The organism is Mycobacterium sp. ABE4_509, from assembly GCF_056160785.1.
In genome coordinates this window covers 31526-58338 of the sequence record NZ_JBSWXU010000003.1, presented here as the reverse complement: position 1 = coordinate 58338, position 26813 = coordinate 31526, and the positions used below count along the sequence as shown (strand labels likewise).

Genomic DNA, 26813 nt, shown 5'->3' with positions numbered 1-26813 from the left:
CACGGTGCCGGCATTGCGAAACGACGGGCCGAACAACTGTTTCCGTACTCAGGTGGGTATCACAACGCCGGGGCAGGCGGCATCGCCGTCGACACCGGCGTCGACTCGGCAGGCAGTCCGGCGGCGCGGCGGATCTCGGCGAACGCCTCGAGCAGCGCATCGGTGGCCTCGTGCGGGTCCTTGAGGGTCCGGTCGTCGGTGAGCACCGACAGCGACAGTTGGTCGACGTAGCTCCACACCGTGATGTTCATGCCGCTTCCGGCCACGATCGGGCCGACGGAGTAGATCTCGCTGACGACTGCGCCTTCGATGACACCTCGTTCGCGGGGGCCGGGAACGTTGGACACCGTCAGGTTCATGACCATCGCCGATTCGATCCGGCGCGCCTGCATCCGGAAGATGCGCGGGGTGGTGGCGGGCGGCAGGTAGGTCAGCCAGGACGGCAGCAGCGTCGGCCCGAGCAGGTTGTGGTTCTCCTTGGCGATCGCGGTCGAGGTCGAGGTCAGCCGAACCCGCTCGAGCGGGTCGTCGACGTGCACCGGCAACGACGGCGTCATGTAGGTGAACTCGTTGCCCATCAGCCGATGCGGTGAGGGGTTGAAGCTCACCGGCACCCCGGCGATCAGGGGCGCGTCGGCCTTCCCGTCGTAACGCAGCTGCAGTCGGCGCAACGCCCCGGCGGCGGTGGCCAGCACGACGTCGTTGAGGGTGACGTCGAGATGTTTGGCGGTCTCTTTGACGTCGGCGAGCGCCAACGCGGCCGTCGCGAACCGCCTTCCCGGTGACACGACGTGGTTGACGAAGGTCGGCGGCGGAGCGAAGTTGCGGGCCAGGTCGGGGTGGGCTCCGCGCTCGGCGGAACGTTGCCGCACCCGCGCCACCCCGGCCGCGGTCTCGCCGACCAGCCGGGGCAGCCGGCGGAGCTGGCGCACGTGGTCGCGCCCGGCCTCCCGGAGCAGGTTTCCCGGTGCGCGCGACTCCGCGGGCACCTCGTCCAGCTGTCCGCCCACCTCGGGCTCACGGGGTCCGATGGCCATCGCCAGCTGGTTGGCCGAGGCCACACCGTCGGCGAGCACATGGTGCACCTTGTGAATGACGGCGATGCGGTTGTCCGCCAAGCCTTCCGCCACGTACATCTCCCACAGCGGACGGCTGCGGTCCAGCGGGGTGCTCGCGATCTCACCGATCAACTGGTCGAGTTCGCGGCGCCCGCCCGGCGCGGGGACCCGGGCGCGGCGGACGTGGTAGTCCAGGTCGATCTCGGCGTTCTGCACCCACATCGGGTGGTGGAACTTCAGCGGGATGTCGACCAGTTGGTAGCGCAGCGGAGCCAGCGCATGCAGACGCGGCAGCGCCATCCGGCGAAACAGGTCGAAGTCGTAGCCGTCGACCGCCGACACATCGAGGACCCCGACCTTGAGGGTGTGCATGTGTATCTCGGGCGTCTCGCTGTAGAGCATCATCGCGTCCACACCGTTGAGCCGCTTCACCAGTCCCCCGTTCGTCGCGTCGGTACCGTGGACCTGGTACCCATTCGGCCGGCGTTTCTCCCGCCCCGGCTCACATTCGACCAGACCGAAGCCGCTTGTTGGGTGACCCTGCGGCGTCGCGGACGGCCGCGGTGACACATGCCGTGACAGGTGCCGCGGTGTTTGTAAACTGGCAGTCTCGACCCCACGGGGCATGCGACGGGAGGCTCGGTATGCAGCGGCAGATGAATGGTGTTGGCGCCGGGCGGCTTCGATGAGTCTGGTGGCAGGCAGTGGGCCGCTCAGCCGCGATCGGGCCGGCCAGTTCAGCCCACCGGTCACCGACGCTCTGGTCTACATCGAGCCGCACCCCCGGCGTGTCCAGGCGATTCTCGCCGGGCGCACGGTCATCGACACCGAGCGCGCGCTGATGGTGCACCGCCAGGGACAACCGCTGAGCTACGCCTTCGCCGTCGCCGATGCCGGCGACCTGCCCACCACCCCGGTGCCGGAGGCCCCCGGCTTCGTGACGGTGCCGTGGACGGCCGTGGACACCTGGCTGGAAGAGGGGCGGGCGCTGGTGCACTATCCACCCAACCCGTATCACCGGGTGGATTGCCGTCCCACCGGCCGGGGGCTGCGGGTCGAGGTCCTGGGCACCACCCTGGTCGACACCGTCGACACCGTCATCGTGTTCGAGACCTCGCTGGCACCCAGGCTCTACGTCAGCCCCGAGTCGGTGCGTACCGACCTGCTGGAACGATCCGCCACGTCGACGTACTGCAACTACAAGGGCTACGCGACCTACTGGAACGCCAGGGTCGGCGACGCGGTGGTCGACGATGTCGCCTGGAGCTATGAGGACCCGTTGCCCGAGTGCCTGCCGATCGCCGGAATGCTGAGTTTCGACGCGACGAAGGCCCAGGTGCTGGCCGAGCTGCCGGAGTCGGCCGACTACGCGGACTGCGGTTGCGACCTGCCGGTGGCGTGACGGGCCGGGCGCCGCTTCTTCGGCGAACACCACCACCGCCGGGCGTGTCAGCGGAACCTCTCCGCGAGCCCGTAGCGGTGCCGTAGGTTCTGGCGCGTGCCGACGTTGACGAATCGCCAGATCCTGTTGCGCCGCCGACCGCACGGCCTGGTGGCCCCCGAAGACACCGAACTCGTCGTCGCGGATGCGCCCGAACCCGCCGACGGCGAGGCGCTGGTGCGCACCACCTACGTGGGTATCGACGCCGCCGCCCGGACCTGGCTGGACGACCAGCCCGGCTACCTGCCCCCGGTGCAGCTCGGTGAGGTGATCCGCGCCGCCGGCATCGGGGAGGTCGTGCAATCCCGTTGCGAGGCCTATTCCGTCGGCGACGTGGTCACGACGCTGACCGGGTTCCAGGAGTACACGATCGTGCGCGACGATCTGTTCACCACGCCGGTGCCCGGGCCCGGCGACCAGGTGGACCAGCGCGCGGTGATGTCCATCTACGGCCCCACCGGGGCCACGGCCTACTTCGGCATGACCGGGATCGGCCGTCCGGCTGCCGGGGAAACCGTCGTCGTCTCGGCGGCCGCGGGTGCCACCGGGTCGGTGGCCGGCCAGATCGCCAAGATCGCCGGCGCCCGGGTGGTCGGCATCGCCGGCGGCCCGGACAAGTGCCGAGCTGTGGTGTCGGACTTCGGATTCGACGCCTGCATCGACTACCGCAACGACGACCTGCCCACCGCGTTGCGCACCCACTGCCCCAAAGGCGTCGACGTCTACTTCGACAACGTCGGCGGCCCGATCCTCGACGCGGTGCTCGGCCGGTTGGCCCCCAGGGCGCGGGTGGTGCTGTGCGGGGTGATCTCCAGCTACCTGACCGGCGAACATCCCGGCCCGTCGAACTACGTCAACCTGCTCGCGAAAACCGCGCTGATGCAGGGCTTCAACGCGCTCGACGAATGGGGCCGCTTCGACGAGGCGTTCGCCGCGCTGCGCGAGTGGGAGGAGCAGGGCCTGCTGGTGCACCGCGAGCACATCTTCGAGGGCCTCGAATCCTGCGTGGACGCCCTCAACGGGCTGTTCACCGGCGTGAACATCGGCAAGACGCTGGTTCGCGTCGGCTGAGCACATAACCCGCGTGCCGCGGCCGGCATCGGTAGTCTCTGCGCCAGAGGCGTGTCCGCGCACGGGACCCACCCGATGCGGACACAAAGACGTGGGGTGTGTCGTTGGGACGGAAGGGCTGGGGCGGAATACCGCCGGCTGACGATGATGAGGCGCGCAAGCGCATCGTCGACGCGGCGATGCAGATCATCGAGCGCCAGTCCCCGAGCCGGCTCTCGCTGGGGGATGTCGCTGACCGCGTGGGCATTTCCCGTCCGACTCTCTACCGGTACTTCTCCGGCGCCGACAGCCTACTCGCCGCGGTGGCCGAGGTGGCACTGGCGGGGTGGACGGCCCGGATCCGCGAGCTCACCGCCGACATCACCGACCCGGCGCAGATGCTGGTGGAGGCGGTGGCCTACCAGGTGGAGCAGTTGCCCGAGGAACCGCTGCTGGCCATGCTCATCGACAGCGACCGCACCGGGGTCATCAACCGGCAGTGGATCAACCCGACCGCCGTCGAGCGATCACGGATAATGCTGGAACACGGTTCGGTCGACTGGTCGGCCATCGGCTTCGACGAATCCGCACTCGACGATCTGGTCGAGTTCGTGTTGCGGATCGTCCAATCGATGGTCTCGGTTCCGCGCGATCCGCCCCGCACCGGCGCCGAGCTGCGTGAATACCTGCATCGGCACATCGCCCCGATCGTGTCCAGCGCACCCCGGGCCGGCCAGGCGCCGGAATGATCCGCCGCAGCCAGATCTTACGGCGATACAGATCTTGTTAAGTCTGTAACGTTCCGTATAGGGTCTCGGTGTGACCTACGGCATAGCAGCCGAGCTCCGGGACGCAGTTCGCAACCCGGCTCTCGATGGGCCCGCCACCCACGTCGCGATCGGCGGGAACCGGATCAGTCCACTGCGCGAAGGAGTCTCGCAATCGTGACGACCGCCGAGACCGACGTGCGCGACGAGCTGGTCCGCGCGGCAATCTGGGGAACCACGCTCGTGCAGTTCCACGAATACCTGAAGATCAGCGAGGACAGCGGCGTCGAGCGCAACCGGTTCTACTTCGACTGCAACCTGGCGACCCCAGCGCATCAGACCAGCGGCGCCAACGTCGAGACCTTGTACGGGTTCGCGTGGCTCGATCTCACCGACGGGCCCCAGGTGCTCGACGTGCCCGACACCGAGGACCGCTACTACTGCCTGCAGTTCTTCGACAGCTTCTTCCAGACGGTCGCCTACGTCGGGCGCCGCACCACGGGGACCACAGCGGCCACGTTCCTGCTCGCCGGCCCCGGGGACACCACGGCCACACCGGCAGGCATGACGCGTCTGGACTTCAGCACCACCCTGGTCTACGTCATGCCCCGAATGCAGGTGCGCGACGCGCACGACCCCGCCGACGTGGCCGAGGCGGCTCGGCTGCTCGGAGGCCTGGTGCTGGGTGCGTTGGCGACCCACCCGCACGCGCGGAACACACCGGTCGGCGAAGCCGACGCGACCGGCGACCGGTTCCCGGTGATCGACCTCGACGGCATGGGCGCAGGGTTCTTCGACCGCCTCTGCCAGGCCCTGACGGTGCAATCGACCCCCCACGACGAGGCCGCTGAACTCGAGCGATTCAGCGCGGTCGGCATCGGCCCCGGGCGCCGGCCCTCGGCCGATCCGGCGGTGGCCGCCCTGCTCGACGACGCCCTGGGCCGGGCACTGAAAGAGATCCGCGCCGTTCAGCCGATGGGCATACTGGGCGACGGACCCTGGCTGACCAGTACCCCGATCCGCGACACGGGCCCGCTCGACCCGAAGCTGCGGGCGCGGATGAACATCGACGCGCCGGGCTTCCAAGTGGCCGCCGAAGCGACCTACGCCGCGCTGGTCACCGCCGCCGACGGCACACCGCTAACCGGAAAGAAGAGCTACCGGCTGCATTTCGCCGCCGACGCCATCCCGCCGGTCGATGCGTTCTGGTCGATGACCATGTACTCGATGCCCGGCATGCGACTGGTCGACAACCCCATCGACAGATACGCCATCGGCTCGAACTTCACCGATCTCCACTACGGCGAAGACGGCAGCCTCGACCTCATCGTGCAGCGCGGCCAGCCCAGCGCCGCCGAGGCGAACTGGCTGCCCGCTCCCCCAGCGGATCTGATGATCCTCTGCCGGTTCTACCAGCCGGGGCTCGAGTTGATCGAAGGCCGCTACTCCATGCCCGCGGCCGTCGAGGTGGCGCCGCGATGACCACCGCCGGCGCCACGCCGGTGAACTCTCGACCGGCGCGTCCACCGGTGGTGCGAGCCGTCAACCTCGCCGGCCGCGCCCTGCAGGCTGTCGGGGTCAACCGGCCGACCCTCAGCGTGGAAGCGCTGCGGACGGCCGCCACGAAGAAGGCCGGCCACGACGACTTCGGTTCCGACAGCTACCTTCCCGGCCTGGAGGCGCTGCTGGTGTCGCTGCACCACGAGGCGCGGCTGAACCAGTTCGGCCGCATCGCGGTAGCCGCTCAGATCGTCGAAGCGCTGGCCAACCGGCTCACCGTGGTCGCGTGGGAGAAGGCCAACCCCGACCTGGCGGCGGCGCCGGTCCCCTCGCCCGTCGTGATCCTCGGACTCGGCCGAACCGGCACCACGATCCTGCACGAAACGCTGGCGGCCGCACCCGGAAACCGGGCCCCGCTGCAGTGGGAGATCACCGACTATCGGCTGGCGCACTCGGTGACCGATTCCCGCACCGACAAGCGGGTCGCGAAGATCGACGCGAACATCGCCCGAACCGACAAGCTGGTCCCCGGCTTCTCCGCCATTCACTTCTACGATGCCCACACCCCCTCGGAATGCATCGGGCTGACCGCACTCGACCTCTGCTCCGAACAGTTCGCGGCGCTGGCCTGGGCGCCGACCTACCGCCGATACCTGCTCACCGGCGACCACCGCAGCGTCTACGAATGGCACCTGCGCGGACTGCGCTACCTGCAGGCAGGCACCCCCGGAGTGCAGTGGATCCTCAAGGCGCCGACCCACGCGGCGTACCTGCCGGAGCTTTTCGGGGTGTATCCGGATGCGAAGGTCGTCAATCCGCACCGCGAGCCCACCGAGGTGATCGCCTCGCTGTGCAGTCTCTACGCCACGTTGCGGCGCGGCTTCTCCGACGAGGTCACCGTCGGCGAACAGGCCGCCGCCGACGCCGCGTACGCCGCCGACATCGTCGGGCGCGCAATGCAGTTCCGCCGCGACCACCCCGAGATGGACGATCAGATCTGCGATGTGGCGTTCACCCGGTTCCTCTCCGACCCGGCCGCCACGCTGGCCGAGATCCACGCCGAGCTGGGGCTGGATTTCCGCGCCGACAAGCGCGCCGCGATGCTGTCCTATCTGCGTGACCGGCCACGCGAGAAGTACGGCCGGCACCGCTACTCGCTCGGCGATTTCGGGTTGGAGGCCGGTGAGGTCTCGGCGATGCTCGACGAGTACACCCGCCGCTTCAGTGGCTATTTCTGAAGCCACTTCTGACCGACTCGATCCTCGCCGGAAGGACACCACCGTAGATGATCACACGTCTCATCCAGACCGCGCTGGGAGCGACCATGCTCGGCGTCGGCGCCTCAGCCGCACTGAAACCCGCAGCGTCCGCCGCGTCCACCGAGCTGGGAGGCACCGACCAGTCCGACTACCTCACCCGAATGTGGGCGCTGCGTGAGACCGCGCTCGGGGCGATCCTGCTCAGCACCGCAACGTCGAGCCAGCGCCGCCGCGCCCTTGCGGTGACGGCGCTGCTGGCCGGCGCCGAGGTGGGTGTCGCCGTGGGCTCCCCCGGACTGCCCACCGCCAACCGCAACGCCTCGATCGCCGGTGCGGCCGTGTTCGGGCTGCTCAGCGCTCTCGCGGCGGCCAAGGGATAGGCCAGCGACGGGCGCCTCGCCGCAGGCCGGCCGGTTGCGGCTGGCGGGTGGCGGCTACCGGCACCGACGCCCGCGCCCCTGTCGCGCTGAGGGCGGCGGCCAAGCACAGCACGGCCGCGGCGAACACCGTTGCCGCGTACGGCAGGCTCCCGATCCGGGTGCCGTCGACCGTGATCCCCGACGAAGCGCCGAAGTAGTCGGGCAACGCGGTGACCCACAGGATCGCCAACACGCCCAGATAGCCGGTCCCGAAGACACGCAGGAACGTGTTGGGTTCGGTCCGCACTGCGATGCCGGACCGGATTCGATGCCACTGCCCCGCCAGCACCACCGCCCCGACGACCGCCACCACCAGGATCTCCACCGAGAACACGATCGCCTGTGCGCCCACATTCGGCTCATCGCCGCCGAACAATGAGGTCGGGATGCTCAGGATCACCAAACCAAGCGGGGTCGCCACGCCGGCCAGCGCCGTCCGCCAGACCAGCCCACCGCCGCGTGGCGCGGGTGCGCGCCGACCCACCAGCACCATCACCAGCGCGGTCACCACCACCGGCCCGAGGGTCGCGAAGATGAACATGCTGGTCATCGGGACGCCGGCCAGCCAAGGCTGGTTCAGTGGATTGTCGATGTTCCACGCCCACCACCGCAGTTGCGGACCGAGCTGGTCGAACACCTCGTAGAAGCAGTGATGGACGAATCCGACGCAGATCACCCCGAGCAGAACGCCGCGATCCCGGAACACCCCCAGCGTGCGGACGATCTCGTAGGCCACTGAGATCATCGCCGGGTACAGGGCCACGATGTAGAGCGGTAGCCGGTCGAACAGGAACTGTACGGTGAACACGTTGTGCGCGAACACCATACCCAGTGCATCCTCGACGCCGAACACGTTCGGGAAGTACAGCGGAATCTCGATGACGAACAGATAGACGACCGTGGCGAACCACAGCGCCAGGTTGACCGGATCGCCGTCACGGTGCAGCCGCCTGATCGCATGCACCAGTGCAGCCACCGCGATGACGACAATCGTCAGCTCGAGCACCGGCAGTGTCGCGTTCGACAATTCGAGCGGACTGCGCACATGCACGACAGCCGGCGCGTCGCGGCAGCTGAACCCGCCCAGTGCGCCGGCCAGGCGGTCGAACGTCTCGGTGCATTGCGCGGCCACGTAGCCTCCCCGCTCAGCTGGCCGATTCGGCGGAATACCACCGGATCACATCGCCGCCCCGGTCCCACCGCGCGAACCACTCGTCGGCGAACGCCGGCAGCGGCTCGTCGGCCGGGTCGTGAAACGGAGTCTGGCTGAGCAGCACGCGCCATCCGGCGATCATCTTCTCCCGCAGCGGAACCGACGAGAACGCTGCGGGCGCGGACGGCGGATCCGGTGGGCCGATCGGCACCCGCTGCCGCAGCGCGCTGACCAGTCCGAACAGGGGCAGCAGGGTGCGTGCGTCCACCTTGCGGTCGGAATCCGGTATGTGGGCGTTGACACCTTCGGCGATGACGTCCAGCACCCCCAGCAGGTGGCGGACCACCGCGGGCACCATCCGCAGGCGATACCACGGCTTTGCGACCACGGCGTCGAAGATCACCAGGGCCGAGCTGCGGTGTTCGACCTCCTCGACGAAGTGCCACAGGAACAACGACGCGACCCGTTCGTCGCCGGGTCGGAACAGGGTCGACTCGTTGTCGAGCATCAGCTTGAAGCTGGGCGTGAACGTCGCCTCCAGGTCGGCGATGTAGGCCAGCCGGAACTGCAGCGACGTGGAGGCGGTGAGCTCGTCGTAGCGCGCCGCCGCGGCGTCCAGGGTGTGCTGCAGACCGGGGTAGTGCGCGATCAACGCGTTGACGTGCTTGCGGTGGCTGGCCGAATGCTGGGCTTCCTGGCGCAGGAACGCGGTCGCCTCGGCGGCCACCTCCGGATCGGTGATCAGCGGCTTGGCCTCGGTGACCGTTGCGACGATCATCTGTTCGAAGCACACCGCGATGATCGAGGTAGCGTTCATGAAGAACGAGAAGCCGGGGTTGTCCGGGTTCCACTGCCACGGCACGGGTTGCGCGGTGAAGTCGAACCGGGGGCGCCGGACTTCGAGGTCGGTCATGGCAGCACCTCTCACATTACACACTGATACATCTGGTGTATCTTCTGTCATGATGACCCGGAACCGCCGAAGGAGTCAATGACCATGGGGCGCAAAGGGTGGGCGGGTACTCCCCCGCTGCACGACGACGATGCCCGCAAGCGCATCATCGACGCGGCCCTGACCTGCATCGAGCGAAGCGGCCCCGGCCAGACCACGCTGTCCGACGTCGCCGAGTCGGTGGGCATCACCCGCCGGACCGTCTACCGCTATTTCGCCACCACCGAGGACCTGTTCAGCGCGGCCGCCGAGGTGGCGCTGGGCAGCTTCGTCGCCCGGATCGAGGCAGTCACCGCAGACATCGACGAAGCCTCGGGCCAACTGGTGGAGCTGGTGGCCTTCATCATCGAACGGCTTCCCGACGAACCGCTGCTGACGTTCCTGCTCGACAACGACCGGACGAATCAGTTCAGCCGGCGCATGCTCGCCCCGGAGGTCATCGCCCGGTGCCGAATCATACTGCGCCACAGTCGCATCAATTGGACAGATCTGGGTTATCACACCGATGCGGAACTCGACGGACTCGTCGAGTTCCTGCTGCGGATCATCCAGTCCATGGTGATCGCACCGGTCGAACCGGCCCGTGACGGCGCCGCGCTACGGCAGTTCCTGCACCGCTGGGTCGGCCCCGCGCTCAGCGCCGGGCAATGACCTCGGCGCCGAACTGTTCGATGGCTTCGAGCGTGTGCGCCAGGCTGTCGCCGGGCACGGTCACCTGAATCCAGGTCACCCCGGCGGCCTCGAGTTCCGCGGCGCCGTCGGCGAACGCGTCGGCGTCGAAGCCCTCGTCGCCCGGGCTCCCCCCGGCGTCGTTGGTGAACGTGACGTCGACCTCCGCCGGATCGCGGTCGGCCTTCTCCAGGCGCCGGCGCAGGTCCTCGACCCCGGCGGCCAGCAGTTCCACCGAGTCCAGTGCCGCCGTCCGCGCGGTCTGGGCGAGCATTGCCGGCGCCCGGAACGGACACCAACCCTGACCGTGGGCGGCCACCCGGGCACGCGCCGCCGAGGTGTTGCCACCGATCCAGATCGGCGGGTGCGGCGTGCTCACCGGGCGGGGATGGGCGGTGATCCCCTTGGCGGTGAAGTGCTTGCCCTCGAAGGTCAGGTCATCACCGGTCCAGACGGCGCGGATGGCTTGCAGGGACTCCTCGAACAGGGCCGCCCGCTCGTCGAAGTCGACACCGAGAGCCGTGAATTCGCGCTTGAGGTACCCGACGCCGACCGCGAGGGTGAAACGCCCGTCCGATACCAGGTCCAACGTTGCCCCCGCCTTGGCCACCACGAACGGATTGCGGTAGGGCAGCACGACGATGTTGGGAATCAGTCGCAGGGTCGTGGTGTGGGCCGCCGCGAACCCCATCGCGACGAACGGGTCCAGCGCATCGTGTCCGCCGGACTCCAGCCACCGCTGGGACGGCGCCGGGTGATCGGTGAAGCCGAAGCCGTCGAAGCCGGCGGACTCGGCGGCCGCCGCAACGCGGGCGATGCCCGCGCCTGTCACCAACTCGGGGTTGTAGGGATGACTGTGCATCGGATGGGTGATGGCGAACTTCATGGGCGGCCCTCCTCGGCTGGACACCTGCGGGATCGAACTGGCGGAACTTGCTTCTCCATCTATGAGAATGTCGTTACCATGCAGACGGCGGAAAGTACAGCGCAGGCGCATTCGGAAAAGGGGCGAGCAGCACACATGGACAGACCCGAAATCGGCATCTATCTGCCCCACATGGGTCTGTCCTTCGACCAGGTACTGCAGCGGACCCGGCGCTGCGAGTCCCTCGGGCTCGACTCGCTGTGGCTCTACGACCACCTCTACGGACCGGGTATGCCCGACTACCCCTCGATGGAGGCCTGGACCCTGGCCACCGCGCTGCTGGCCCGCACCGACCGGATCCGGGTCGGACACATGGTGCTGTGCAATCAGTTCCGCCACCCGGTGACGCTGGCCAAGATGGCCACCACCCTCGACCAGATCTCCGCGGGCCGGCTCTCGCTGGGAATCGGCAGTGGGTCCATCGAGGACGAGCACCGTCGCGCGGGGCTGGACTGGGGCAGCTTCGCCGAACGGTCGGCGCAGCTGGGCGAAACCCTGCAGATCCTGCACCAGGCGTTCAGCGACGAGAGGATCGACTTCTCCGGCGAGCACTTCACCGTCTCGGACATGCCGGTGAAACCGGGTCCGGTGCAGAAGCCCAGGCCCCCGATCGTCGTCGGAGGTGTCGGCGAGAAGTACACGCTGCCGCTGGTCGCGCGCTACGCCGACGTGTGGAACGTCCCCACCTACGCGCTGGGCGACATCGGGGCCAAGCTGGCGACGTTGCGGTCGATCTGTCAGGACATCGGGCGCGACCCGGCCGAGATCGTGCTGTCGGTGGAGGCCGTGATGGCGCTGGCCCCCGATGACGCCGCGTTGCCAGACGTTCGTGCGGCCGCCGAAAAACGCTTCAGCGAACCTGGTTTCGGCCTCCACGAAGCGGGGTTGATCGGGACCGCACCCGCGGTCGTCGACAGGCTGGGCGAACTGGTCGAGCTGGGCTTCGGCCAGATCGTGCTGTTCACCCACGACAGGTGCTCGGATACGACGCTGGAGACGCTGACCGGCGAGGTGATCCCCAAGCTCCAGCTCTAGCCGCGTTTGGCCGCCGGCGCGTAGGCCGGCTTTCCCAGGCCGAGGACATGCTGGGCGATCATGTTGCGGAACACCTCCAGCGTTCCGCCGTAGATGCCGGTCGGCCCGGCCAGCCGGTGGACGTACTCCACCCGCCCGGCCGCGGTGTCGCCGGGCAGCGCACCCGCCGCCCCCGACAGGTCCATCAGGTCTATGGTCGTGTCGCGCATGGTCTGTGCGATCGCGACGCGGCCGAACATCTCCGGTGTGCTCAACGCCGTCTCCAGCCGGGCGATGCTGCGGCCCAGCCGGTAGCCTACCGCCTCGTCGTCGAGCGGCACTTCGGCGGCGATCGCGTCGGTCGCCTCGGCGAGCAGCAGCGCGTGCTCGGTCATCACGGCGATCTTGTGCAGGCCGCTGTCGTCGCGTTCGACCGTGCCGTGTTCGGCGTTGAGCGCCTCGCGCAGCACCGCCCAGCCGCCGTTGACCTCGCCGACCCGGTAGCGGTCCGCGACGCGCACGTCGCTGTAGTACGTGATGTTGGTGCGGTCACCGTCGACGGTGCGGATCCCCTGGATCTCCACACCCTCGGTGTCCAGCGGCACCAGGAACATGGTGAGGCTCTGATGCTTGGGCGCGGCCGGTTCGCTGTTGGTGATCAGGAAGACGTACTGGGCGTTGTGGGCGTTGGAGGTGAACATCTTCGAGCCGTTGATGATCCATCCATCGCCGTCGCGCACGGCGCGGGTCTTGCACGTCGCGACGTCGGAGCCGCCCTCGGGCTCGGTGTAGCCCAGACACAGCCGGTAGTGCCCCGACAGCGTCTTGGGCAGCACCTCGTCCTTGAGTTCGGCCGAACCGAAGGCGTTGACCGCGGTGGCGACCATCGCCGTGGTGCCCCAGTGGAACCACGGCGTGCGGGCCCGCCCGATCTCGAGCTCCCAGATGCGCCGTTGCACGGCACTGAACCCGCCCTCGGCTTCGGGACGCCAGTCCCGCTCGAGATAACCGGCGGACCCCAGCGCCAGATGGACGCCCTCGTCGAAGTTGTCACCGGTCTCCCGGTCGCGGCGCAGGACGTCCTCGGTCACGATCCCGGCCAGGAAGGCGCGCAACTCCTCCTGGAACGCGCGGTCCGCATCGGAGAGCACCACTGGGGAGAAGTCCATGTGACGGTCCCGTCCTTTCCTGGCCCAAGCGCCCACCCGAAGCGTGACATTTGATCAGTTCTTTGTAAAGTCAGTCCCAGGCTGCCAGACGGCCGGCCACAAGCAGCGGCGGACGGAGAACTGTGGGAATCGTGACGACGTCGTCGGAGACGGCCTTCACCCAATCCGCGGAAGAGGTCTACGACTTCGTAACCAACCCGGTCAACTGGACCAAGACCTATCCGGGCAGCGCACACGTCGGGCGGGTGCCCGAAAAGCTGCCCCTCGAGATCGGCGACAGGTGGACCGAGACGGGTCCCGACGGCAAGCGCATCTTCACCTGGCATCTGGCCATGGCGACCCGGCCCAAACTGTGGATGTTCACCTCGGTCGGCAACCTGGGCCACGACAGCGACGGCAACGGCGGCATGCCGGGGCGGATCACGGTGCTCTACGAGTTCAGCACCCCCGGCCAGGGGATCACCTTGTTCCGGCGCACCATGACCATCGAGGCCTACAAGGACTCACCGCTGCCAGACGGGTTCTTCCGCACCGTCAACCCCGCCAACATCGACGCCTACCACGCCGCCGTCGCCCGCGAGTTGGGGTGATTTCGGTGTGGTTGTCTGCGCCTGGCGCAGACAACCACACCGAAATCACCAGAAGACCCGGCGCAGCGCCGCTCCCTGGATGTCGAAGAGCTGCCGGCTGACCTCCCACTCCGGAACCAGCGAGTCGAAGCCGTGACAGGTCCCGGGGAACACGTGCAACTCGGTGGCGACACCGTCCCACATCAGGCGTAGCGCATAGTCGATCGCCTCGTCGCGCAGCGGGTCGAGTTCCGAGCAGGTGATCAGGGCCGGTGCCGTCCCGCCGAGCTCAACCGCTCGGGCGGGGGCGGCATCCGCCGACGGGGACGCCCCGCCGAGATAGTGCCGCCACATCCACCCGGCCGCCTCGGCGTCGAAGCCCGGCGTATCGGTGAACTCCTGTTTCGACGGCGACGGCCTGTCGTCGAGCACCGGCTGGTGCAGCAGCTGGAATACCACGGCGGGAGCCTGCCCGGCCGCGGCGCGCTGGGCCAGCCGGGCCGCCAGCGACGCCCCCGCGCTGCTGCCGGCCACCGCGATGGCCGAGTCGTCCAGACCCAGTTCGGCCGTGGCGCCGACGGCCCACTGCAGCAGGTCGTGCGCATCGTCGGCCGCGGCGGGGAACGGATGCTCTGGCGCCAACCGGTAGTCGGCGGACAACACGGTGCACCGGCCCCGGCGGGCCAATTCCACACACTGGCGGTGGTCGGTGTCCAGATTGCCCAGCACGAAGGCACCCGAATGGAAGTACAGCACACCCGGTGACGGGGCAGGCGCCCCCCGGTAGATCCGGACGCTCATCAATCGCCCTGCAGGCAAACGGATCTCCCGCTGCTCCACCTCCACGCCGACGTCGTCGACCGTCGGCGCGGTCTCAGCGCGCCGCTGGTTGAGCGAATCCCGAACCGCCCCGAGCACCGACGGCGACAGGTCGGTGCGGGCGCTGACCAGATGCTGCAGTGCCGGGGCCAGCCGTCCGGCGACATCGGAGCCGGGCATCTCCGGGTCGGTCACGGCGCGTTACCTTTTCACCGCGGTCTGGGCGCCGACCTCGATCGGGGGCCGCACCACGGGCGGGTCGAAGGTGTAGTCGCCCGACCGGAACCACCGCGTCATACCCCAGAAGTCGCGTGCACTGCGCGGCCACTGGGTGACCACCCTGCCGTTGGCGGCCCGGAAGTAGTTGCTGCACCGGGTCAGCCAGACCGTGCCCTGCATCCACTTGTCGACGCGGGCCAGGAACCTGCTCGTGACGTCGGAGCGCACTTCGATGTAGGGTTTTTTCTTGCGGCGCATGTACTTCAGCGCCCGCACGATGTAGTGCGCCTGGGCCTCCAACATGAAGATCACGCTGTTGGACCCGACGTTGGTGTTGGGCCCGTACAGCATGAAGAAGTTCGGGAATCCCGGCACCGCCATCCCGAGGTAGGCATAGGCGCCGTCACGCCAGACATCGCTCAGGGCGGCCCCGTCGGCACCGACGACCTCGATCTGCCCGAGGTAGTCCGCGGCCGCGTAGCCGGTGGCGCACAACACCACGTCGACGTCGAGTTCAGTGCCGTCCTCGGTCACCAGCGACCGCGACCGCAACGCCCGGGCCGCGCTGGACACCACCTCGACGTGCGGTTGGTTGAGCGTCTGCAGGTAATCGGTCGCGAACACCAGTCGCTTGCACCCGAGCGGATGCTCCGGGGTCAGCGCCCGGCGCAGCTGCTCGTCGTCGATGGTGGCCTCCAGGGTGCGCAGCGCGATGCTCCTGAACTCCTGGGTCTTGTCGCTGCCGTTCTCGATCACCGAGATGTTCGACTCGCTGCGCAGCCACAACCGGGTGCGGTAGATCCGCTTGGCCAGCGGGATGTGGGCGAACATCCACTTCTCCCGGTCGGTGTAGGCCCGGTCCGGCTTCGGCAGCACCCAGGTGGGCGAACGCTGGACCGAGTAGACCTTGGCCGCGACCTTCGCGACCTCGGGAACGAGCTGTGAGGCGGTCGATCCGGTTCCCAGAACCGCGACCCGCGCGCCGGTCAGATCCACCGAGTGGTCCCATTGGGCGGTGTGCATGACGGTGCCGGTGAACGGCTGTTCCTCGGCCAGCTCGGGCATCACCGGCTGAGTGAACACGCCGACCGCGGACACCACGATGTCGAAGGTGTACTCCTCGCCGTCGGCGCTGCGCAGCAGCCACGTGTCGGTGTCGGTCTGCCACCGGGCGGAGACGATCTCGGTGTTGAGCTTCAGATTGCCGGCCAGGCGGTAGCGGCGGGCGCACTCTTCGAAGTAGTCCAGGATCTCGGGCTGTTCGGGCCACAGCCGCGACCAGTCCGAGTTGAGGTCGAACGAATACGAATACAGGTGGGACTTCACGTCGCACGCCAGCCCCGGGTAGGTGTTGATTCGCCACGTTCCGCCCACGCCGTCCTCGCGGTCGAAGATCGTGAAATCGTCGAACCCGGCCTTTCGCAGGAAGATTCCCAGTGCCAGCCCACCCGGGCCGGCCCCGATGATGCCTACGGAGAGGTTCTTCGCCATACGGTTGTCATCCAATCTTCAAGGTCTGCCCACCGTCGACGATGAGCTCGGATCCGGTGATGAAGGAGGCATGCTCGGAGACCAGGAACGCGACCGCATCGGCGATCTCCACGGGTTTGCCGATGCGACCCATCAGCGCATCGGCGGCCAGCCTGGTCTGGGTGGGCTCGTCGAGCATCGGCGTCTCGACGGGGCCGGGGAACACGGCGTTGACGCGGATGCCCGAGGGTGCGAGTTCGACGGCGGCCACCTGGGTCAGACCCCGTAGCGCCCATTTCGACGACCCGTAGGCGCTGTGGTTGGGAAACGCCCGGATGGCCCCGGTGCTGCAGGTGTTCACCACGGCGGACCCGGTGGCGTCGCGCAGATGCGGCAGTGCGGCCTGGATCCCCAGGAACGGGCCCAGGCAGTTGACCCGCCAGCTTCCCTCGAACCCTGCCGGTGTCTCGTCGGCCAGCGATGCGCGGTGCAGTACGCCGGCGTTGTTCACCAGTGCGGTCAGCGCCCCGAACCGCTCGACGGCGGCGGCGACCGCACGGGCCCACTGCTCGGCCGAGGTCACGTCGAGCGTCACCGCCGTCACCCGGTCGGTGTCCAGTGATCGCACGGTGGCGTCCAGCTCGTCGGTCCGCAGATCGCAGGCCGCCACCCGAAACCCGTCGGCCGCCAGCCGCGAGGTGATCGCGGCGCCCTGGCCCCGGGCGGCTCCGGTGACCAGCGCGACCCTGTCTGTGCCCGTCACTGGTAGCCTCCCGCCGACGGGCTGCCCGATTCGGCCGAACCGAGGGCCTCGGCCAGGTGTGCGAGTGCCCCGCGGCGCAGCGCCTGCGACTCCGATGCCAGCGTGATCATCCGGAATCCGTGCTGGGCCAACTCGTTGCCGAGGGTTCCGCTGTTGGCGTGCACCCCGCTGACCAGGCCGGCCGCCGCGGCCGCGTGCTGGATGCGCAGCATCGCCTCGCGCACCTGCGGCTGAGTCCAGGCCGGCACGGGCGGACACCCCATCGAGATCGCCAGATCGGCCGGTCCGACGTAGATTCCGGCGAGTCCGTCGACGGCGCAGATGTCGTCGACCGCCGCGGCGCCGGCGGCGGTCTCGACCATCGCGAACACCGATGCGCGGGCTTCCAGGGCGGCGGGGTCCACCCCCATGCTCGGGCGCAGCGGCCCGAAGCTGCGCACCCCGCGCGGGGCATAGCGGGTGGCCGCCACCGCGGCGGCGGCCTGTTCGGGGGTCTCGACCATCGCGATGACGACTGCGTCGGCGCCGGCGTCGAGAACCCGGCCGATGGGCGCCGCCTCAGCCGAGGGAAGTCGCACCACGGTGCCGACCGCGACGTGTTCGAGGCGGCGCAGCATCAGGGCCACGTCCGCGTCGCTGAGGTAACCGTGCTGGACGTCGAATCCGACATAGTCGTAGCCGGCCTGGGCGAAGGCCTCCGGGCCCATGATCGTGGGCCCCACCACCCAGCCACCCCAGACCTGGGCCTTGGTGGCCAGCGCGTCGGCCAGTGCACTCATCTCGGTCATCTGGAGGGCACGATCGCGATCTTGACCCTGCCGGGCACCGGTCGGCAGGCGAGTTCGAAGGCGGCCTGCGCCTCGTCGGCGGCGAAGGTGTGGGTCAGGTAGCGCTCCAGCAGCCCGGGATGTGCACGGGCGAACGCGTCGGCCTTCTGCAGTACCCGCCGACGCTCGAGCGTCACGCCGGATTTCAGGGTGAGGTTGTTGCGCAGCATGGTACGCATGCTGATCGGATAGGTGTCGTCGTCGGGCACCCCGAAATAGAACACGGTGCCGCCGAATGCGGCTGCCTCCACCGCGTGCGACAGCGTGGCCACCTGATGGCCGACCGCCTCGATCACGATGTCGGGCTTGGCATCCGGGGTGAGGTGCCGCAGCCACCGGTCGCTGGTGGCGCGAACGACGGTGTCGACACCGAAGGCCGGGCCGACGTCGGTCCGGTCGACCGGATCGACGCCGGTGACGTGGGCGGCACCGGCGGCCTTGGCGACGTAGGAGAACAGCAGCCCGATCGAGCCCTGCCCCAGGATCGCGACGCGCCGTCCGGTGAGATCGGGCAACTGCTCGACGGCGTAGAGCACGCAGGCCAGCGGTTGCAGCGCCACCGCGTGCGCCGGTGACAGCGTGGGATCGTAGGGCGCCAGGCCGTCACCGTCGGCGACCACCTCCTCCATCAGCCCGTCGAAACCCGAAGCCCAGCCCACGACCCGGTCGCCCACACGGTGGGCCGGGTGGCAGCTGGCCAGCACCTCGCCGACCACCTCGTGGATCGGGAAGCCGTCCATGTCTGCTGCACAGCAACCGGTATCGCCGGGCAGCTTGCCCTGAGTGCCGCGGAATCCGGGCAGATCGCTACCGCAGATGCCGGCCGCGAGGAACCGCAGCAACACCTGACCGTCCACCAGCGACTCCGGGGACCGCGGCAACACATCGGCCTTGGCGAAGGTGAACGGTGCGACCAGCCGGTAGGACCACACCTCAGACCTCCACGGGAAGTTGGTTCCAGCCCCATTGGAAACTCGACGGTGGCCGGGCCGCGGCCGCGGTGTCGACGGTGAATTCGGGGACCCGCTTGAGCCACTCGGTCACCATGATCGAGATCTCCAGCCGCGCCAGATGGGCACCGAGGCAGAAGTGCTGGCCCCGGCCGAAGGCAAGCAGCCGCTCGATCGGGCGGTTCCAGATGAACCGGTCCGGTTGCGCGTACTCGCGCTCGTCGCGGTTCGCCGAGGCCAGCAGCGAGATGATGCGCTGGCCCGGTTCGATGGTGGTGCCGTGCAGGGTGAACGGCCGGCGCAGCGTGCGGGCGAACCATTGTGCGGGCGCACAGAAACGGATCATCTCCTCCCGTGCGACAGCGACGTTGGCGTCCAGATCCGCGCGGACCTCGGCCAGCTGGTCGGGGTTGCGCGAGAGCTCCCACAGGCCGTGGGCGACGATCTTGGGCACTGTCTCGGTGCCACCGATGAACACCCCGAGCATCTGCACGGCGGCCTCCATGTCGGTCAGCGCGGAGCCGTCGGGCAGCCGATAGGCCAGCAGGTTGTCGACGATCGGCAGCGCGCCTGCGTCGGCGCCCGCACGTCGGCGCTCCACGATCGGCACGAGGTAGTCCAGATATCCCGGACGGGCGTTGGCGACCTCGACGCCGCTGCCCGGTTCGGCCAGACTGCCTGCGTTCACGGTGGCCAGCACATCGGCAGCCAGATCAGTTGGCAGGCCGACGAGTTCACATACCACCGAGGCGGCCACGATACCGCCGTACTCCTGCGTCAGGTCGAACCGGCCGCGCGCCAGCAGCTCGTCGAGGCGCTCGTTGGCCAGTGCACGGATCCGGTCGCCGAGCTTGCTGACCGATCTGGGCCGGAACTGGCTCGCGGTGCACCGGCGGACGTCGTCGTAGAGCGGCGCGTCGAAGTTGGCGTGGAACGGCATCGGGTGCAGCGGCGGGTCGGGCACCGGTCCGTCGTTGTGGTGGGCCAGCACCTCGGCGGCGGGCAGGGTTCCCTCCGAGGCGACGAACGTTCCGTCGTTGATCTCCAGCACATTCCAGATGTCGGCGAACCGCGACAGCGCATAGGTGTCCCACTTCGGCAGGTAGTACACCGGGTGTTCGTCACGCAGCACGCGATAGTACGGCAGCGGATCGGCCATCACCGAGGGGTCGAATGGATCGTAGGTGAACTGTTGTGTGGCAGGCATTTTCGTCGTTCCAATCACTGCAGCGGCGACGGCGGCAGCGCGGCGAGGATGGAATCCTCCCAGCCGTCGCGCAACGCCGGGGCGACACTCATCCACGTGACGATCTCGGCGGGCGGGCTGTCCTTCCAGGACGGGTAGTGGTTCTCGAAACAGTCCCAGTCGCCGTCGAGCGCCCAGTAGTGAATGACCTCGTTGAAGCGGAACGTCGTGATGAACGAGCCCAGCCACCGCTTACCGGTGGATTCCGACCACGGCACGTAGAGCCGTTCGAGTTCACGGATGTAGTCGTCCTGGCGGCCGGGCTTGGTCTGCATGATCTCCTGGATCACCAGTCCGGCCTTGAATTGTTCGCCCTGCAGCTCTGCCAGGGTCCGGTTGCTGCGCCCGGCGTACATGATCCGGCCCTCACCGCGGGCCCCGGTGTCGCGCAGGTAGGTCGACCACTTGCCCATCGCTGCCTCATGGCTGCCACCGACGGCCTGCGCGCGGCCGATCCGTGCATAGTCGGCGAACGCGTCGATCTCCCAGATGACGGTCACCTGCGGCCAGTGCCCGTTGTACGGCGTGCTCTCCCACATCGCGAACAGCCGGGCGCCGAGCTCGGTCATCATCGGGTGATAGACCCCGCTGAACTCCGAGACGAACTGCTCGCTGCGAGCCGAGCCCAGATCGATCGTCTCATGCAGGTAGAGCAGGGTGTGGCTGTGGTACTTCTTCATGTTCACGGCAGGCTCACGATCTGGCGCTTCCCTTCACCGGCGAGTGCGCAACGGCTGCAGACGGTTGACAGCTGCACCCAGCGAGCGTGACACTTGTCGCGTGTTTTGTAAAGTCTGTTTCCGGCGTCCCGGTCGCAGCGGTGAGGCCTCGGCCAGATGACGCCGACACCGCTGGCCAAGGATTTCTGCTTCGGCGAAGGCCCCCGCTGGTTCGAGGGTCTGGTGTGGTTCTCCGACATGCTCGGCGAGGCGGTGCATACGGTGACACTCAACGGTGACATCAGCACTCTCGAGCTGGCCGGACATGCGCCCTCCGGGCTGGGCTTTCGCCAGGACGGCACCCTGCTGATCGCCTCGACCGAGGCGAAGCAGGTGCTGGGCTACGACGGTGAGTCGGTCAGCCTGGTCGCCGATCTGTCCGGCATGGTTCCCGCCGCGCTCGGTGACATGGTCATCGACCGGCACGGCTGCGCCTACGTCGGATCACAGGCGCGCACCGCAGGGGTGATCGTGCGCATCGATCCCGACGGGGAGCCCGGACTGCGGGCCCGGATCGTCGCCGAGGACCTCGACTTCCCCAACGGAATGGCGCTGACCGCCGACGGCTCGACACTGATCGTCGCCGAGTCGACCGCGCGGCGCCTCAGCGCATTCGACGTCGCCGAGGACGGAACACTGAGCGGCCGCCGGGTTTTCGCCGACGCCCTGGACGGCCCGCCCGACGGTATCTGCCTCGACGACGCGGGCGGGGTGTGGACGGCGATGACACTGGCCCACCAGTTCGAGCGGATCGTCTCCGACGGTGATGGCGGATCCACGGTCACCGACCGCATCGACATGGACGGCCGCGTCGCCATCGCCTGCACGCTGGGCGGCCCGGAGGGCCGCACCCTGTTCCTGCTGTCCTCCACCGAGGCCTACCCCGAGCGGCTACGCGGCACCAAACTGTCCCGCCTGGACGCGATCACGGTCGACGTACCCGCCGCCGGGCACAACTGAGAGGTCACGATGTCGGATTCGTACTACGTGTCGGTCGACGCCGACGACCCCCGCGGTGAGCGTTTCGTCGCCACCGACCTCGTCCGAAGCACCTGGTCGGCGGCCATCCAGCACGCGGCACCGGTGTCGGCTCTGCTGGTGCGCAGCCTGCAGCGGTGCGACGCGCGCGAGGACACCCGGTTGAGCCGGGTGCTGATCGACCTGCTGGGACCGGTGCCTGCCGAGGGTGATCTGTGGGTGCGCGCGCAGCGGGAGCGCTCCGGCAAGCAGATCGAACTGGTCAGCGCCGAGCTGCTGGCGCCGGGCCCGGACGGGCAGCCCCGTGCGGTGGCCCGGGCCAGCGGCTGGCGGCTGCAGACCCTGCAGACCGCCGAGCTGGTTCACGCCGCCGCGCCGCCGCTACGGCCGGTGTCCGAAGCGCGCGGGCGGGACATGAAGAAGGACTGGGACCGCAACTACGTGCACAGCCTGGACTGGCGGTGGCTGACCAAACCGCTGAGCGAGGGCGCCGGCGAATCGTGGATTCGCCCGGAGGTCGACCTGGTCAAGGGCGAGCAGATGACGGCTCTGGAACGGTTGTTCGCGGTGGCCGACGATGCCAACGGCATCGGCGCCAAACTCGACATCCGCAGGTGGACGTTCCTCAACACCGATCTGGTGGTGCACATCCACCGCGTCCCCGAAGGCGAGTGGATCGGCATCCGCGCCGACACCAACTACGGCCCGGACGGGATCGGGACAACGGTGGGCACGCTGTTCGACGAGGGCGGCCCGGTCGGCGCGATCCAGCAGTCCGTGCTGGTGCGCCCCCGTCCCCCGAAGTAGCGCCGCAGCGTCAGTCGACCAGACGCAGCGCAGCCGCGGGGCACTGAGTGACCGCCTGCTGCATTCGCTCGCGGTCGGATTCGGGCCGGTCGGCGTCGTGGATGACCACCAAACCGTCGTCGGTCACTTCGAAGACGTCTTCGGCGATGGATTCACAGATCCCGTGTCCGGTGCACTTGGCAAGATCGACTTCGATCTTCATGACAACACCCTCATGGCAACTCCGATCGTTTTCCGACTGCTACCGGACGTGCGCGGGCAAGCGCTTCACGCCGTGGACGAAACTGCTGTAGAGCAGATCGGGCTCGCCGAACTCGACGGTTTTCAGCCGGGTGAGCAGTTCCCCGAACAGGTTCCGCAGTTCGGTCTTGGCCAGTTGGTTGCCCAGGCAGAAGTGCGGTCCGCCGCCACCGAACCCCAGATGCTGGTTGGGTGAGCGCCCCAGATCGAATGCCGCGGGGTTCTCGAAGACCGCTTCGTCGCGGTTGGCCGAACAGTAGAACAGCCCCACCTTGTCCCCTTCGGTGACCGGGTGACCGTTGATCTCGGTGTCCCGGGTGGCGAAGCGGGCGAACTGCAGCACCGGCGACGACCAGCGAACGAACTCCTCGACAGCCAGGCCGATGCGGTTGTCGAAATCCTCGGCCAGCCACTGCCGCTGCTCGGGACAGGCCACCAGCGCCATCATCGCGTGGGTGGTCGTCTGTTTGGTGGTGTCGTTGCCCGCCGAGGACAACAGGATCAGGAAAGCGCCGATCTCCTCGTCGGTGAGCCGGTGGCCGTCGACCTCGGCGTTGACGATGCTGGTCATCAGATCGTCACCCGGGTTGTTGCGCCGGTACTTCGCCAGGTCGGCACCGGTGCTCGACAGCAGCATGATCTCGTTGACGGTGTTGGCGGCCCGCTCCTCCAGTGAGCTGTACTCGTCGTCGCTCATCGAGAACAACTTCTCGGCCGCCTTGGCGACCGCGGGCTGATCGGCGGCCGGGACGCCCAGCATCTCCATGATCGTCAGCATCGGCAGGCGGGCCGAGCAGTCGGCGACGAAGTCGATGTCGCCGGCGCCGACGAGGTCGTCGACGATGGCCACTGCACTGCGGTGGATCTGTTCCTCGATCTGGCGCACATTGCGCGGTGTGAACGCCGAGCTGATCAGGCGCCGGTAGGTGGTGTGTTGCGGCGGGTCCATGGTCAGGAAGAACGATGCGAACCGCTGCACCTCGGCAGGCATCGGGTCGAGAGCCACCCCGCGCTCGGAGGTGAACAGCTCGGGATGCTGACTGACGTAGGTGATGTCGGCGCGCCTGGTCAGCGCCCAGAACCCGGGCTCCTCCATCGGGAACAGCGACGGGAACGGCTTGTGCCAGGACAGGCCGTCGCCGGCGCGCAACCGCGCGAAGGACGCGTCGCGTTCGTCGAACGGCCGGCTCCAGAAATCGTGGGAGGTGATGTCGATCGCGCTGTACTCACGCTCGCGCAACGATGCTGCAGTCACCGAATCAGCGTGACACTTGAGCGATAATTTGTAAAGCTGTCAGGATGCAGGACGCGGTGCGGGGCGATGGGCGTGCCCCGATGGGCGAGGCCGAACAGGACGGTTCGACGCGCCAGCGCATCCTGGCTGCGACGGCAGAAGTGCTGGGACGCAACGGGACGACCAAGCTGTCGTTGTCCGATGTGGCAGCCCAGGCCGGCGTTTCGCGACCCACCCTCTACCGCTACTTCGCCGACAAACGCGAACTGCTCGACGCGTTCGTGGTGTGGGAGCGGCAGTTCTACGAACGGGCCATCGCCAAGGCGACCGCCGACCTGCCACCGCCCCAGCGTCTCGATGCCGCGCTGCAGGTCATCGTGCAGTACCAGCTGTCCTATCCCGGACTGCGGATGGTCGACGTCGAGCCCGACCAGGTGATCAGGCGACTGGCCCGGGTCATCCCGCTGATGCGTGAGCGACTGCAGCGCCTGTGCACCGGGCCCGACGCCGAACTGTCGGCGGCCACCGCGGTGCGGGTCGCCGTCGCGCAGTATCTGGTCCGCAGCGACGACAACGACGGCTTCCTGGCCCAGCTTCGGCATGCCGCCCAAGTCGGGGACCACTCACCGCCCCCGCGCGAGTTGCCCGCCCCCGGTGGCGAGTTCAGCGATCGCTCTGGGTGATCTGGGCGAGTGGCGCCGGGTAGTGTGCAGCAATGGGCCGGAAGGGATGGCGGGGTACACCGCCAGCCGATGATGCCGAGGCGCGCAAGCGCATCGTCGAGGCCGCGCTGGCGAGCATCGAGCGGCGGGGGCCGCGGCTGACCACCCTGTCGGAGGTCGCGGCCGATCTCGGCGTCACCCGCCCGACGATCTACCGGCACTTCGGCTCCACCGGCGAACTTCTCGCCGCGGCGGCCGAGATCGCCCTGGAGCACTGGACCAACCGGATCGCGGCGATGACCCGCGACCTCGACGACGCCACCGATCTGCTCGTCGAGGCGGTCGCGTTCCTGATCGAACGCCTGCCCGATGAGCCGTTGCTGGCGCTGCTGCTGGAAACCGACCGGATGCGGGTGATGAGCAGGCAGATGGTCATGCCCGCGGCCATCGCCCGCTCGCGGGCCATGCTGGAACGCACCCATATCGACTGGGAGGAAATGGGTTTCACCGGTACGGCGATGGACGACCTGGTCGAGTTCGTACTTCGGATGATCCAGTCGATGGTCATCGCGCCGTCGGATCCGCCGCGCGGGCCCGCGGCGTTGCGGGGCTATCTGCGCCAGTGGATCGAGCCGGTCACGACATTCCGGCGGGCCGGGCAGGACGCCGGACCGGCGCATCGGTCACGACGCGGCAACCGCTGAGCCGGTCAGGACACCACAGTCGGGGCGTCGACCGCTGCCACCAGCGCTGTGGTCGGATGTTCGGGCAGGTCGTCGGCGTGGAACCAGCGAAACGACATCAGCCCTTCGGGGTGGTCCTTGGTCGAGATCGCATTGGGATGGTCGAGCAGTTCGCGGCTGACCACGATCGTCACCGATCCATCGGAGTTGGGCACCGCGGTGCCGGAGTTGATGCCGGCCCGGCCGTACTCGACGTCGAGCGCGGCCATGTACTGGTTCCACAGGGTCAGATTCCAGAACCGGCAGGCTGGGTGTGTTGACGTGATCACCAGGGCCTCGCCGGGTTCGAGGGAGAACCCGCCCAGGCAGTAGCAGGCGTCCTGCATCGAGTAGCCGTGGGTCGCACCGCCCGCCCGGTACGGGGGCGCCAAGGTGTTGGTGCTCAGCGACTGGCCGTCGGCGAGTTCGACAGGTTGGCGTTCCATCAGGATCAGCGGGATCAACGCGTACATGTCCTGGGCGAAGCGCAGCGCCGCGCGCAGCGACCTGGCCACGTCGGCGTCGGTTTTCGCGGGTACCACGGGCAGCCCGGCGTGGTCGATGACCTCGATGTCCCAGTCCACTCTCGTCCCGGCGGCCGGATCGGTGTGATAGTCGCGGGTGACGATGCCGCGGGCGTCGTCGCTCAACTCGAGAAAGGGACCGTGGTAGCCGGCCGGGCGGCGCGGGCCCAGCACACAGGAGAACCGGCCGTCGTCGGCGAGTGGCATGTCGGTGTCGTAGAGCAGCCCGACGGTGCGGTTGGGCCATGCGCCGGGTTCGGGCTCGTTGTAGACGGTGACCGAGTACATCACGCTGTCGTTGGGGCGACCGCTGACCCGATAGGTGCGCCGGGGGTCGACGACCGCGTATCCGTAGTAGCAGTCGGTGTTGTCCCCGCCCCACCGCCGATCGGGGCGGAAGGGGGTCAGCGTGTCGATGAAGCGCGGCGCCACGGGGTCGGCGAAGAAGTGCATGTCCAACGACAGCGCAAGCATCGTGGCCAGGTTCGCGTAGCCTTCGGCGACCGCCGTCCGGCCGCGCACCGCCTTGGCCCCGTCGAGGAATTGGTTGTCGAATTCCGCAAAGGCGGAAAGCAATTCGCGCCAGGCGGCCGCGCTGTCAGAACCGGACATGGGGTGGATCATAGGCGCAAAACTTACATCGCAACACTACTTGTAAGATCTGTAACGCCGGAGTAGCGTCCGCGGC

General features: G+C 68.4%; 28 protein-coding genes. 13 read left to right on the top strand and 15 right to left on the bottom strand.

Annotated features, from left to right (window positions below; translation table 11 throughout):
* Positions 1-59: 59 nt before the first annotated feature.
* Positions 60-1490: a WS/DGAT/MGAT family O-acyltransferase gene (locus ACXAID_RS01490; RefSeq protein ID WP_475020399.1), complete on the bottom strand. Its 1431-nt coding sequence runs from the start codon at positions 1488-1490 to the stop codon at positions 60-62.
* Between the two features lie 253 nt (positions 1491-1743).
* Between ACXAID_RS01490 and ACXAID_RS01485 the strand changes: the two genes are divergently transcribed.
* The 6 genes from ACXAID_RS01485 to ACXAID_RS01460 all read left to right on the top strand — a co-directional run bounded on the left by ACXAID_RS01485 (position 1744) and on the right by ACXAID_RS01460 (position 7455).
* On the top strand, positions 1744-2460 hold the full coding sequence (locus ACXAID_RS01485) for a DUF427 domain-containing protein (protein WP_475020398.1): 717 nt from the start codon (positions 1744-1746) through the stop codon (positions 2458-2460).
* A 96-nt stretch (positions 2461-2556) separates the two neighbouring features.
* Positions 2557-3570, top strand: coding sequence for an NADP-dependent oxidoreductase (locus ACXAID_RS01480; protein WP_475020397.1), 1014 nt, complete (start codon positions 2557-2559; stop codon positions 3568-3570).
* 98 nt (positions 3571-3668) lie between these two features.
* On the top strand, positions 3669-4298 hold the full coding sequence (locus ACXAID_RS01475; RefSeq protein ID WP_475020396.1) for a TetR/AcrR family transcriptional regulator: 630 nt from the start codon (positions 3669-3671) through the stop codon (positions 4296-4298).
* A gap of 195 nt (positions 4299-4493) precedes the next feature.
* On the top strand, positions 4494-5798 hold the full coding sequence (locus ACXAID_RS01470; protein WP_475020395.1) for a DUF1254 domain-containing protein: 1305 nt from the start codon (positions 4494-4496) through the stop codon (positions 5796-5798).
* Positions 5795-7054 carry a sulfotransferase family protein gene (locus ACXAID_RS01465; RefSeq protein WP_475020394.1) on the top strand — a complete coding sequence of 420 codons (1260 nt, stop codon included), beginning with the start codon at positions 5795-5797 and terminating at the stop codon, positions 7052-7054. Before ACXAID_RS01470 ends, ACXAID_RS01465 begins: the two co-directional genes overlap by 4 nt.
* A 47-nt stretch (positions 7055-7101) precedes the next feature.
* Positions 7102-7455: a hypothetical protein gene (locus ACXAID_RS01460; protein WP_475020393.1), complete on the top strand. Its 354-nt coding sequence runs from the start codon at positions 7102-7104 to the stop codon at positions 7453-7455.
* On the opposite strand, the gene ACXAID_RS01455 is transcribed toward ACXAID_RS01460, so the two are convergent.
* Positions 7427-8626, bottom strand: a complete 1200-nt coding sequence (locus ACXAID_RS01455; RefSeq protein WP_475020392.1) for a hypothetical protein — start codon at positions 8624-8626, stop codon at positions 7427-7429. The two genes, ACXAID_RS01460 and ACXAID_RS01455, sit on opposite strands and share 29 nt — an antisense overlap.
* Positions 8627-8639: 13 nt before the next feature.
* Positions 8640-9560 (bottom strand): metal-dependent hydrolase, encoded by a 921-nt coding sequence (locus ACXAID_RS01450; RefSeq protein WP_475020391.1) that lies wholly within the window; start codon positions 9558-9560, stop codon positions 8640-8642.
* Positions 9561-9638: 78 nt separating this feature from the next.
* Here ACXAID_RS01450 and ACXAID_RS01445 point away from each other — a divergent pair, with 78 nt between their 5' ends.
* Positions 9639-10250 carry a TetR/AcrR family transcriptional regulator gene (locus tag ACXAID_RS01445; protein ID WP_475020390.1) on the top strand — a complete coding sequence of 204 codons (612 nt, stop codon included), beginning with the start codon at positions 9639-9641 and terminating at the stop codon, positions 10248-10250.
* Here ACXAID_RS01445 and ACXAID_RS01440 read toward each other — a convergent pair.
* Positions 10234-11154, bottom strand: a complete 921-nt coding sequence (locus ACXAID_RS01440; protein ID WP_475020389.1) for an LLM class F420-dependent oxidoreductase — start codon at positions 11152-11154, stop codon at positions 10234-10236. The genes ACXAID_RS01445 and ACXAID_RS01440 overlap by 17 nt on opposite strands.
* 135 nt (positions 11155-11289) lie before the next feature.
* Between ACXAID_RS01440 and ACXAID_RS01435 the strand changes: the two genes are divergently transcribed.
* Positions 11290-12228, top strand: a complete 939-nt coding sequence (locus ACXAID_RS01435; RefSeq protein ID WP_475020388.1) for an LLM class flavin-dependent oxidoreductase — start codon at positions 11290-11292, stop codon at positions 12226-12228.
* On the opposite strand, the gene ACXAID_RS01430 is transcribed toward ACXAID_RS01435, so the two are convergent.
* A complete protein-coding gene (locus ACXAID_RS01430; protein ID WP_475020387.1) occupies positions 12225-13376 on the bottom strand; it encodes an acyl-CoA dehydrogenase family protein in 1152 nt (383 codons plus the stop codon). The genes ACXAID_RS01435 and ACXAID_RS01430 overlap by 4 nt on opposite strands.
* Positions 13377-13498: 122 nt before the next feature.
* Between ACXAID_RS01430 and ACXAID_RS01425 the strand changes: the two genes are divergently transcribed.
* Positions 13499-13966, top strand: a complete 468-nt coding sequence (locus tag ACXAID_RS01425) for an SRPBCC family protein (RefSeq protein WP_475020386.1) — start codon at positions 13499-13501, stop codon at positions 13964-13966.
* 45 nt (positions 13967-14011) lie between these two features.
* Here the strand turns inward: ACXAID_RS01425 and ACXAID_RS01420 are convergent, their stop codons facing one another.
* The 7 genes from ACXAID_RS01420 to ACXAID_RS01390 are packed head-to-tail and all read right to left on the bottom strand — an operon-like array spanning position 14012 to position 20919.
* Positions 14012-14944 carry an alpha/beta hydrolase gene (locus ACXAID_RS01420; protein ID WP_475020427.1) on the bottom strand — a complete coding sequence of 311 codons (933 nt, stop codon included), beginning with the start codon at positions 14942-14944 and terminating at the stop codon, positions 14012-14014.
* A gap of 21 nt (positions 14945-14965) precedes the next feature.
* On the bottom strand, positions 14966-16474 hold the full coding sequence (locus tag ACXAID_RS01415; RefSeq protein WP_475020385.1) for a flavin-containing monooxygenase: 1509 nt from the start codon (positions 16472-16474) through the stop codon (positions 14966-14968).
* Between the two features lie 7 nt (positions 16475-16481).
* Positions 16482-17216: an SDR family NAD(P)-dependent oxidoreductase gene (locus tag ACXAID_RS01410; RefSeq protein WP_475020384.1), complete on the bottom strand. Its 735-nt coding sequence runs from the start codon at positions 17214-17216 to the stop codon at positions 16482-16484.
* Positions 17213-18004 carry an HpcH/HpaI aldolase family protein gene (locus ACXAID_RS01405; protein WP_475020383.1) on the bottom strand — a complete coding sequence of 264 codons (792 nt, stop codon included), beginning with the start codon at positions 18002-18004 and terminating at the stop codon, positions 17213-17215. The genes ACXAID_RS01410 and ACXAID_RS01405 overlap by 4 nt, the downstream gene beginning before the upstream one ends.
* The gene (locus ACXAID_RS01400) at positions 18001-18975 is read right to left on the bottom strand and encodes a zinc-binding dehydrogenase (RefSeq protein ID WP_475020382.1); all 975 of its coding nucleotides are present in this window, start codon (positions 18973-18975) and stop codon (positions 18001-18003) included. Before ACXAID_RS01400 ends, ACXAID_RS01405 begins: the two co-directional genes overlap by 4 nt.
* 1 nt (position 18976) lies before the next feature.
* Positions 18977-20200: a cytochrome P450 gene (locus ACXAID_RS01395; protein WP_475020381.1), complete on the bottom strand. Its 1224-nt coding sequence runs from the start codon at positions 20198-20200 to the stop codon at positions 18977-18979.
* A 14-nt stretch (positions 20201-20214) separates the two neighbouring features.
* Complete coding sequence (locus ACXAID_RS01390) at positions 20215-20919, bottom strand: NIPSNAP family protein (RefSeq protein ID WP_475020426.1); 705 nt, start codon at positions 20917-20919, stop codon at positions 20215-20217.
* A gap of 156 nt (positions 20920-21075) precedes the next feature.
* Between ACXAID_RS01390 and ACXAID_RS01385 the strand changes: the two genes are divergently transcribed.
* Both ACXAID_RS01385 and ACXAID_RS01380 read left to right on the top strand, forming a co-directional pair.
* Complete coding sequence (locus ACXAID_RS01385) at positions 21076-21918, top strand: SMP-30/gluconolactonase/LRE family protein (protein WP_475020380.1); 843 nt, start codon at positions 21076-21078, stop codon at positions 21916-21918.
* Positions 21919-21927: 9 nt separating this feature from the next.
* A complete protein-coding gene (locus ACXAID_RS01380; RefSeq protein WP_475020379.1) occupies positions 21928-22743 on the top strand; it encodes a thioesterase family protein in 816 nt (271 codons plus the stop codon).
* A gap of 10 nt (positions 22744-22753) precedes the next feature.
* On the opposite strand, the gene ACXAID_RS01375 is transcribed toward ACXAID_RS01380, so the two are convergent.
* Together ACXAID_RS01375 and ACXAID_RS01370 are read right to left on the bottom strand one after the other, a co-directional pair.
* A complete protein-coding gene (locus ACXAID_RS01375) occupies positions 22754-22945 on the bottom strand; it encodes a ferredoxin (protein WP_475020378.1) in 192 nt (63 codons plus the stop codon).
* A 39-nt stretch (positions 22946-22984) separates the two neighbouring features.
* A complete protein-coding gene (locus tag ACXAID_RS01370; RefSeq protein ID WP_475020377.1) occupies positions 22985-24238 on the bottom strand; it encodes a cytochrome P450 in 1254 nt (417 codons plus the stop codon).
* A gap of 44 nt (positions 24239-24282) precedes the next feature.
* Between ACXAID_RS01370 and ACXAID_RS01365 the strand changes: the two genes are divergently transcribed.
* Both ACXAID_RS01365 and ACXAID_RS01360 read left to right on the top strand, forming a co-directional pair.
* Positions 24283-24900 (top strand): TetR/AcrR family transcriptional regulator, encoded by a 618-nt coding sequence (locus tag ACXAID_RS01365; protein WP_475020376.1) that lies wholly within the window; start codon positions 24283-24285, stop codon positions 24898-24900.
* Positions 24901-24932: 32 nt separating this feature from the next.
* On the top strand, positions 24933-25583 hold the full coding sequence (locus tag ACXAID_RS01360; protein WP_475020375.1) for a TetR/AcrR family transcriptional regulator: 651 nt from the start codon (positions 24933-24935) through the stop codon (positions 25581-25583).
* Positions 25584-25588: 5 nt separating this feature from the next.
* Here the strand turns inward: ACXAID_RS01360 and ACXAID_RS01355 are convergent, their stop codons facing one another.
* A complete protein-coding gene (locus ACXAID_RS01355; RefSeq protein WP_475020374.1) occupies positions 25589-26737 on the bottom strand; it encodes a DUF1214 domain-containing protein in 1149 nt (382 codons plus the stop codon).
* Positions 26738-26813 lie beyond the last annotated feature (76 nt).